Below are 8,732 nucleotides of genomic sequence, written 5' to 3' on the forward strand. Positions count from 1 at the left end.
ACGCGCTGGTGATCGGCGGGCGGGTGCACACCCCGGCCAGCGGGCCGGGCACCATCGCCGGGCTGCCCGCCTCCTCGGAGCTGCTGGGCGGGTCGGGCCAGCTGGAGTCCACCGTCAGCGACGAAGCCGTGTTGGCCGCCGCCCGCCGGCTGCGCATCCTGCCCGCCAGCGCCCGCGCGGGCGGCTCCGGCGCGGCCCTGACCGGGCTGCTGAAGGCGGCCCGCGGCGGCGATGAGCAGGCCGTCGGGCTGCTGGCGGAGCGGGCCCGGGTGCTCGGGGAGGCCGTCGCGCTGCTGCGCGACCTGCTCAACCCCGACGACCTGGTGGTCGGTGGGCAGGCGTTCACCGAATACCCGGAGGGCATGGCGCAGGTGGAGGCCGCGTTCGCCGAGCGCGCGGTGCTGCCGCCGCGGGCCCTGCGGGTCACCGCGTTCGGCAACCGGGTGCAAGAGGCCGGGGCCGGCATCGTGTCGCTGGGCGGGCTGTACGCCGACCCGGTCGGCGGGATGCGCCGGGCCCGCGCCCGCCGGCCCGGGGTGGTCAGCGAGGTTCCGGAGGCCAGCGCGTGACCTGCGCCGTCGGGGCCCGTCGCGGCGGGCTGCAAAGATGGCGGTGTGTGGTACGGCGAGATTTCCGAAATCGATGAGCCGTTGATTCGGCGGGTGGCGGTGTTGTCGGTGCACACCTCCCCGCTGGCCCAGCCCGGCACCGGCGATGCCGGCGGCATGAACGTCTACGTGCTGCAGAGCGCGCTGCACCTGGCGCGGCGCGGGGTGGAGGTGGAGATCTTCACCCGGGCCACCTCGTCGGCCGATCCGCCGGTGGTGCGGGTGGCGCCCGGGGTGGTGGTGCGCAACGTGGTGGCCGGGCCGTTCGAGGGCCTGGACAAATACGATCTGCCCACCCAGCTGTGCGCGTTCGCCGCCGGGGTGCTGCGCGCCGAAGCCACCCACGAACCGGGCTACTACGACATCGTGCACTCGCATTACTGGCTGTCCGGCCAGGTCGGCTGGCTGGCCCGGGACCGCTGGGCGGTGCCGTTGGTGCACACCGCGCACACCCTGGCCGCGGTGAAGAACGCCGCGCTGGCCGACGGCGACACCCCCGAGCCGCCGCTGCGCGCGGTCGGCGAACAGCAGGTCGTCGACGAGGCCGACCGGTTGATCGTCAACACCGACGACGAAGCGCGCCAACTGGTTTCGCTGCACGCAGCGGACCGCAGCCGGATTGATGTGGCCCATCCGGGGGTCGATTTGGATGTGTTCACCCCCGGCGACCGGCGCGCGGCGCGGGCGGCGCTGGGGCTGCCGGTGACCGAGCCGGTGGTGGCGTTCGTCGGCCGGATCCAGCCGTTGAAGGCCCCCGATGTGCTGCTGCAGGCCGCCGCGAAACTGCCCGGGGTGCACATCGTGGTGGCCGGCGGGCCGTCCGGCAGCGGGCTGGCCGCCCCGGACGGACTGGTTGCGCTGGCCGCCGAACTGGGGATCAGCGACCGGGTGACGTTCTTGCCGCCGCAGTCCCGGCAGAATCTGGCCACCCTGTTCCAGGCCGCCGATTTGGCGGCGGTGCCCAGCTATTCGGAGTCGTTCGGGCTGGTCGCGGTGGAGGCGCAGGCGTGCGGGACGCCGGTGGTGGCCGCCGCGGTGGGCGGGTTGCCGGTGGCGGTGCGCGACGGGGTCAGCGGCACCCTGGTGCCCGGCCACGACGTGGACCATTGGGCGGCGGCCATCGACGACCTGCTGCAGGCCGCGGCCGGGCCGCGCGGCTGGGCGATGAGCCGGGCCGCGGTCAGCCACGCCGCGAAGTTCTCCTGGGAGCGCACCGTCGATGCGCAACTGGCCTGCTACGCCAAGGCGATCGACGACTTCGGTGCCGGCCGCGCGGTGCGCGACCTCGGGGCGGCGCGGCGGGCCCGGCGCTGGACCCCGCGTCGGGAGGTGCGGGCATGACCGGCGCCGGCGACGATGCAACGCGAAGCGATGGGGAGGAGCGGCGCCCGTGAGTGAGGTGCAGCAGCTGATCGAGGACACGCTGCAGGCCAACGAGCTGAGCTACTCGCCGCACGAGGGTGCGCACGGCGGGCTGCCGGGGCTGATCGTGGCCCTGCCCGGGGAACGCAAACTCACCACCAACACCCTGTTGAGCATCGGCGAGCACTCGGTGCGCGTCGAGGCGTTCGTGTGCCGCAAACCCGACGAGAACCACGAGGGCGTCTACCGGTTTCTGCTCAAGCGCAACCGCCGGCTGTACGGGGTCGCCTACACCCTGGACAACGTCGGCGACATCTACCTGGTCGGCCGCATGTCGTTGGGGTCGGTGACGCCCGAGGAGATCGATCGGGTGCTCGGCCAGGTGCTCGAAGCGGTGGACACCGACTTTAATACGTTGCTGGAGTTGGGTTTTCGCTCGTCGATCCAAAAAGAGTGGGAGTGGCGGGTGTCGCGGGGTGAGTCGCTGAAGAACCTGCAGGCGTTCGAGCACTTGATCGACGAGGACGACGACTGATCACTGGCCGTGCCAGCCGTGAAAGATGACCGGGGGAGCCGAGGTGGCTTCGAGGCGGCGCGCGGCGAAAGCCGCGGCCTCGGCGGGCATGCCGTTCGTCGGGTAATCGGTATGCCCGAGCGGGAGGCCGTCGCCGCCGTCGCAGACGGTGTCGTTGCGGGCGCAGTACTCGCGGGTCTTGGCCGCATACAGGGGGCCGACCGTGACCGGCGGCGCGTCGTAGCGGCGGATGAACCTGGCCGAGGGTTTCCCGAACAAGATCACCGCCGCGACGTGATCGGCCACCACATCCGGCATCGGCCGCGGTAGATCCGGCACCAGCTCGGCCGGCACCCCGGTCGGCACCGACGGCGAGGTCGTATACCCGGTGACGGCGGCGCCCTGGGAGTAGCCGCCCAGCACGATCTGGGTGTCGGGGCAGTCCAGCGCCGTCCACTCGATATGGCTGACCTCGTCGCGGATCCCGGCGATGACGCTTCGGTCGAAATCGATTCCGCTGCTCAACGCGCTGGCGGCGGCGTAGTTGACCGGGTACACCGCGATCGACTGGTCGGTGTGGGCGGCGCGCAGCGCGTCGACGAAGGCCTGCCCGACCTTGCCGACGCCGGGCGGCTCGTCGCTGCCGCGGGCGAAGATCACCTCGGTGCCGGCGCACGGTTTGGCGGCTGCGATCGGGGCCGCCAGCGTCGGCAGCACCGTCGACGTCGCCAGCAGCGCGACCGCCAACAGGCGGGGGCCGGGGCGTGCGTTCACCGCCATACCTCCGATCCACAAATGTTGGACCTTGCTACGACGGTAGCGCGGATTCGCGCCCGTGAGAGACTGTCGCGCATGACAGATTCCACGTTGGTGCTGCTGCGCCACGGCGAAAGCGAATGGAACGCGAGCAACCTGTTCACCGGGTGGGTGGACGTCGACCTGACCGATAAGGGCCGGGCCGAAGCGCTGCGCGGCGGGCAGCTGCTGGTCGACCACGACCTGCTGCCCGACGTGGTCTACACCTCGCTGCTGCGTCGGGCCATCACCACCGCCAACCTGGCGCTGGACACCGCGGACCGGCACTGGATCCCGGTGCACCGCAGCTGGCGGCTCAACGAACGCCACTACGGCGCGCTGCAGGGGCTGGACAAGGCGCAGACCCGGGACCGCTACGGCGACGAGCAGTTCATGGCGTGGCGGCGCAGCTACGACACCCCGCCGCCGCCGATCGAGGCCGGCAGCCAGTACAGCCAGGACACCGACCCGCGTTACGCCGACATCGGCGGCGGCCCGCTGACCGAATGCCTGGCCGACGTGGTGGCCCGGTTCCTGCCGTACTTCACCGACGTCATCGTGCCGGATCTGCGGGTGGGCAAGACGGTGCTGATCGCCGCGCACGGCAACTCGCTGCGCGCGCTGGTCAAACACCTGGACGGCATGTCCGACGAGGAGGTCGTGGGCCTGAACATTCCCACCGGTATCCCGCTGCGCTACGACCTGGACGCCGACCTGCGGCCGCGGGTGCCCGGCGGCACCTACCTGGACCCGGAGGCGGCGGCCGCCGGCGCCGCCGCGGTCGCCAGCCAAGGCGCCAAATAGCGCGGTAGCTGGTCACATCTGTCACAGCAGTCCCGGCTCGGGACCCATGTGGTGTTGCGTCCGCGTCCGAGCGACAACCAAGGCCTGTTCCTGGGCGGGACGCGCCCGGGCCGGCCGGGCAACGCCCAACCAGCGTGGCGGGCGAGACAGCTGTGCCGTAAGTGACCGGGCGGCGGACCGACCGTCGGCGTCGGCGCCCCAATTTTGTCGCTCCGGCGCGGACGCAACACCACATGGTCCGGCCGCGGTGGCGCATGGGACGAATGTGACCAGGCCCCGGGACGCCGGTCGAGCCCGGTGCGCGGGCGCGTTACCGGCGGCTGTCCTGGGCGAACACCGCGTGAACGGCGGTGGAACACCTGCGCCCGGGACTGTGACATGTCCCGATTTGGCCGCACGCTGACTAGGTGACGTTCATCGGATGCGTACGCTTTTTACGTGTCCGTGATGTCAGCCCTGTCACTGGCTGGAGCGTCGGCGCTGCTGGCACTCGTAGCCGGTGTGCTGGTGGGGGTGCGGTTGACGCCGCGGATCGTCGAACGCCGGCGGCGCGAGGCCGCCGAACGCGCCGGGATCACCGTCGGCCAGATGCTGCAGCGCATCGTCGCGCTGGCGCCGGTGGGCACCGTGGTGGTCGACAGCCATCGCGACGTGGTGTACCGCAACGACCGGGCCGGGGAGCTGGGCCTGGTGCATGACCGGCTCGTCGACGACCGGGCCTGGGTCGCGGCGCAACGGACGCTGGCCAGCGGCCAGGATGTCGAGTTCGACCTGTCGTCGAGCAAACGCGCCGCACCGGGCCGATCCGCGTTGTCGCTGCGCGGCTACGCCCGGCTGCTGTCCGAGGACGACCGCCGCTTCGCGGTGGTCTTCGTCGACGACCAGTCCGAGTACGCCCGGATGGAGGCCTCCCGGCGCGACTTCGTGGCCAACGTCAGCCACGAACTCAAGACCCCGGTCGGTGCGATGGGGGTGCTGGCCGAGGCGCTGCTGGCGTCGGCGGACGACCCCGAGACCGTGCGCCGGTTCGGCGAAAAGGTGCTGGTGGAGGCCAACCGGCTGGCCGACATGGTCGGCGAACTGATCGAGCTGTCCCGGCTGCAGGGTGCCGAGCCGCTGCCGACCCTGGCCGACGTCGACGTCGACACCGTTGTCTCCGAAGCGATCTCACGCCACAAGGTGGCCGCCGACAACGCCGAGATCAAGGTCAGCACCGATGCGCCCAGCGGTTTGCGGGTCCTCGGCGACGAGGCGCTGCTGATCACCGCGCTGGCCAACCTGGTGTCCAACGCGATCGCGTACTCCCCGCACGGGTCGTCGGTGTCGATCAGCCGGCGCCTCCGCGCCGACAACGTCGAGATCGCCGTCACCGACCGGGGCATCGGGATCGCCCGCAAAGACCAGGAACGGGTCTTCGAGCGGTTCTTCCGCGGCGACAAGGCCCGGTCGCGCGCCACCGGCGGCAGTGGGCTGGGGCTGGCCATCGTCAAACATGTGGCGGCCAACCACAACGGCGGCATCAGGCTGTGGAGTCAACCCGGAACCGGGTCGACGTTCACCCTGTCGATACCGGCGTACCAGGACAACGGGCAGCAGCACTCGGATCCATTGCCCGCCCAACGAAAGGAAGAAGTACGGCGATGACCCGCGCTGGCGAGAAAGCAGGGCGAAGCTACAGGGAGGAGTGGCGCTGAGATGACCCGCGCTTACGACGATGCAGAGCGGAGCGATGAGGAGGAGTGGCGCTGAGATGACCAGTGTGCTGATCGTGGAAGACGAGGAGTCGCTGGCCGATCCACTGGCGTTTCTGCTGCGCAAAGAGGGATTTGAGGCCACCGTGGTGACCGACGGTCCCGCGGCGTTAGCGGAATTCGACCGGGCCGGCGCCGACATTGTGCTGCTCGACCTGATGTTGCCGGGCATGTCGGGGACCGAGGTGTGCAAGCAGCTGCGCGCCCGCTCCGGCGTGCCGGTGATCATGGTCACCGCCCGGGACAGTGAGATCGACAAGGTGGTCGGCTTGGAGCTGGGCGCCGACGACTATGTCACCAAGCCCTATTCGGCGCGGGAGCTGATCGCGCGGATCCGGGCGGTGCTGCGTCGCGGCGGCGAGGACGACGCCGGCGTCGGCGACGGTGTGCTGGAGTCCGGCCCGGTGCGGATGGATGTGGAGCGCCACGTCGTCTCGGTGAACGGTGAGCCGATCACCTTGCCGCTCAAAGAGTTTGATCTGCTCGAATACCTGATGCGCAACACCGGCCGGGTGTTGACCCGGGGCCAGTTGATCGATCGGGTGTGGGGCGCCGACTACGTCGGCGACACCAAGACGCTGGACGTGCACGTCAAACGGTTGCGGTCCAAAATCGAAGTCGACCCGGCCAACCCGGTGCACCTGGTGACGGTGCGCGGCCTCGGGTACAAGCTGGAGGGCTGACGGCTACTCGGCGGCGCGGGTGGCCGGGTGCACCGCGATCAGCCCCAGCCCGCCGCGCCGCCGGCACATCGCGGCCAGCTCGGCGTAGGCCTTCTCGCCCAGTAGTTCGGTGAGTTCGGCGGCCAGGCTTTCCCACACCTGCTGGGCGCCGACGTGGGCGGCCGGGTCGCCGGTGCAGTACCAGTGCAGGTCGGCGCCGCCGGCGCCCCAGCCGCGGCGGTCGTATTCGGTGACCGTGGTCTTGAGGATCTCGCTGCCGTCCGGGCGGGTCACCCACTCCTGGCTGCGCCGGATCGGCAACTGCCAGCACACATCTGGCTTCATCGTCAACGGCTGCACCCCCAGCTTGAGCGCCTTGCTGTGCAGCGCGCAGCCGGGCCCGGATTTAAACCCCGGCCGGTTCAAGAAGATGCAGGCACCCTTGTGTTTGCGGGTGCGGAACTGCTGCTCGCCGTCGTACTCGTCGAGCTCCAGATACCCCTTGCGGCCCAGGCCCTTGTCGCGGAACTGCCAGTCGTCGTCGGTGAGCTGGCTCACCGCGTCATCGAGCCGGGCGCGGTCGTCGTCGTCGGACAAAAACGCCCCGTGCGAACAACATCCGTCGTCGGGGCGGTCGACCACCGTGCCCTGACAGGCCGGGGTGCCGAACACGCAGGTCCACCGGGACAACAGCCAGGTCAGATCGGCCGCGATCAGGTGTTCGGGGTTGTCCGGGTCGTAGAACTCCACCCATTCGCGGGGGAAATCCAGTTCGACCTCGCCCGGGTGGGCTGGATCCACACTTGCCACGGCTCCTACGGTACCGGCCGAGCAGACGCAAAATCGCCCGGTCGCGGCCGGCGTCGTGCGATTTTGTGTCTGCTCGCCGGGTTACGCCGCGCACCGGATAGGTTGTCTTTCGTGCGATTGGGTGTGCTCGACGTGGGCAGTAACACGGTGCATCTGCTGGTGGTGGATGCCCGCCGGGGCGGTCATCCGACGCCGATGAGCTCCACCAAGGCCGCGCTGCGGCTGGCCGAGGCCACCGACAGCTCCGGCAAGATCACCCGCAAGGGCGCCGACAAGCTGATCTCCACGATCGACGAGTTCGCCAAGATCGCGGCCAGTTCGGGCTGCGCGGAGCTGATGCCGTTCGCCACCTCCGCGGTGCGCGACGCCTCCAACTCCGAGGACGTGCTGGCCCGGGTCCGGGCCGAGACCGGGGTGGAGTTGCAGGTGCTGCGCGGGGTCGACGAATCCCGGCTGACCTTCCTGGCGGTGCGCCGCTGGTACGGCTGGAGCGCCGGGCGCATCATCAACCTCGACATCGGCGGCGGCTCGCTGGAGGTGTCCAACGGCGTCGACGAGGAACCCGAGGTGGCGTTGTCGCTGCCGCTGGGCGCCGGGCGGCTGACCCGGGAATGGCTGGCCGAGGATCCGCCCGGCCGGCGCCGGGTGGCCATGCTGCGGGACTGGCTGGACACCGAGCTCGCCGAGGCCAGCGCCACCGTGCTCGACGCCGGCCGTCCCGACCTCGCGGTGGCGACCTCGAAAACGTTTCGCTCGCTGGCCCGGCTCACCGGGGCGGCGCCGTCGGCGGCCGGGCCGCGGGTCAAGCGGACACTCACCGCCAGCGGTCTCAGACAGCTCATATCATTCATCACTAGGATGACCACTGCTGACCGTGCCGAATTGGAAGGAGTCAGTGCCGAACGAGCGCCGCAGATCGTGGCCGGAGCTTTAGTAGCGGAGGCGAGCATGCGAGCGCTGTCGATTGAGACGGTGGACATCTGCCCGTGGGCGCTGCGAGAGGGCCTGATCTTGCGGAAACTCGACAGTGAAGCTGACGGAACCGCCTTTATGGAAACTTGGTCCATGGAGACCTCCGTGCGCGATGCTGGAAGCCTGGCAGTTGATCGGAACGTGGCTGACCGATCGAGAGGCGACAAACGATGACTGGACCACACTTCGACACCGAGGACCCGGCGACCGGTGGCACCCGGCCGATTTCGGTTGCCGAGCTCCTGGCGAAAAACGGCACCATCGGCTCCCCGCCGGTCACCGGACGCCGCCGCCGTCGGCGCGGCAACAGCGATGCGGTGACGGTCGCGGAGCTGACCGGTGAGATCCCGGTCATCGACGGCGAGGACGACGAGGACCACCCGCACGACGACCAGCCCGACCCCGGCCCGCAACCGCGCCCGCAGCGGCCCAACGGCACCGCGCGGCTCGACGA

At 70.4% G+C, this 8,732-nt stretch carries 9 protein-coding genes and 1 pseudogene; 8 read left to right on the forward strand and 2 right to left on the reverse strand.

Annotation, left to right across the window (positions count from 1 at the left end; genetic code table 11):
• The 3 genes from BKN37_RS24080 to BKN37_RS24090 all read left to right on the forward strand — a co-directional run.
• Positions 1 to 569: ROK family protein (locus BKN37_RS24080; RefSeq protein ID WP_131823684.1), on the forward strand; the 569-nt coding region annotated here is incomplete at its 5' end.
• 45 nt (positions 570 to 614) lie between these two features.
• On the forward strand, positions 615 to 1,949 hold the full coding sequence (gene mshA, locus BKN37_RS24085; protein WP_095407195.1) for a D-inositol-3-phosphate glycosyltransferase: 1,335 nt from the start codon (positions 615 to 617) through the stop codon (positions 1,947 to 1,949).
• A 49-nt stretch (positions 1,950 to 1,998) separates the two neighbouring features.
• Positions 1,999 to 2,505 (forward strand): type III secretion system chaperone family protein, encoded by a 507-nt coding sequence (locus BKN37_RS24090; protein WP_071029450.1) that lies wholly within the window; start codon positions 1,999 to 2,001, stop codon positions 2,503 to 2,505.
• Here the strand turns inward: BKN37_RS24090 and BKN37_RS24095 are convergent, their stop codons facing one another.
• Positions 2,506 to 3,264 carry a cutinase family protein gene (locus tag BKN37_RS24095; RefSeq protein ID WP_071029451.1) on the reverse strand — a complete coding sequence of 253 codons (759 nt, stop codon included), beginning with the start codon at positions 3,262 to 3,264 and terminating at the stop codon, positions 2,506 to 2,508.
• Positions 3,265 to 3,336: 72 nt separating this feature from the next.
• Here BKN37_RS24095 and BKN37_RS24100 point away from each other — a divergent pair, with 72 nt between their 5' ends.
• The 3 genes from BKN37_RS24100 to regX all read left to right on the forward strand — a co-directional run bounded on the left by BKN37_RS24100 (position 3,337) and on the right by regX (position 6,517).
• Positions 3,337 to 4,083, forward strand: coding sequence for a phosphoglyceromutase (locus BKN37_RS24100; protein ID WP_071029452.1), 747 nt, complete (start codon positions 3,337 to 3,339; stop codon positions 4,081 to 4,083).
• Between the two features lie 438 nt (positions 4,084 to 4,521).
• On the forward strand, positions 4,522 to 5,727 hold the full coding sequence (locus tag BKN37_RS24105) for a sensor histidine kinase (RefSeq protein ID WP_071029453.1): 1,206 nt from the start codon (positions 4,522 to 4,524) through the stop codon (positions 5,725 to 5,727).
• Between the two features lie 106 nt (positions 5,728 to 5,833).
• On the forward strand, positions 5,834 to 6,517 hold the full coding sequence (gene regX, locus BKN37_RS24110) for a two-component sensory transduction protein RegX (protein ID WP_071029454.1): 684 nt from the start codon (positions 5,834 to 5,836) through the stop codon (positions 6,515 to 6,517).
• Positions 6,518 to 6,520: 3 nt separating this feature from the next.
• Here the strand turns inward: regX and BKN37_RS24115 are convergent, their stop codons facing one another.
• Positions 6,521 to 7,297 carry a DUF3109 family protein gene (locus BKN37_RS24115; protein ID WP_071029455.1) on the reverse strand — a complete coding sequence of 259 codons (777 nt, stop codon included), beginning with the start codon at positions 7,295 to 7,297 and terminating at the stop codon, positions 6,521 to 6,523.
• A gap of 120 nt (positions 7,298 to 7,417) precedes the next feature.
• Here BKN37_RS24115 and BKN37_RS24120 point away from each other — a divergent pair, with 120 nt between their 5' ends.
• Together BKN37_RS24120 and BKN37_RS24125 are read left to right on the forward strand one after the other, a co-directional pair.
• Complete coding sequence (locus BKN37_RS24120; protein ID WP_071029456.1) at positions 7,418 to 8,452, forward strand: Ppx/GppA family phosphatase; 1,035 nt, start codon at positions 7,418 to 7,420, stop codon at positions 8,450 to 8,452.
• Positions 8,449 to 8,732 (forward strand): annotated as a pseudogene (locus BKN37_RS24125) (hypothetical protein); the annotation flags it as partial. The gene BKN37_RS24120 and the pseudogene BKN37_RS24125, both read left to right, overlap by 4 nt.

The sequence above is a fragment of the Mycobacterium talmoniae genome (genome assembly GCF_001854525.1).
In the GTDB taxonomy this organism is placed as follows: domain Bacteria; phylum Actinomycetota; class Actinomycetes; order Mycobacteriales; family Mycobacteriaceae; genus Mycobacterium; species Mycobacterium talmoniae.

Coding starts and splice junctions, on each gene's coding strand:
- BKN37_RS24095 (WP_071029451.1), bottom strand. CDS start 3,264: ATGGCGGTGAACGCACGCCCCGGCCCCCGCCTGTTGGCGGTCGCGCTG.
- BKN37_RS24100 (WP_071029452.1), top strand. CDS start 3,337: ATGACAGATTCCACGTTGGTGCTGCTGCGCCACGGCGAAAGCGAATGG.
- regX (WP_071029454.1), top strand. CDS start 5,834: ATGACCAGTGTGCTGATCGTGGAAGACGAGGAGTCGCTGGCCGATCCA.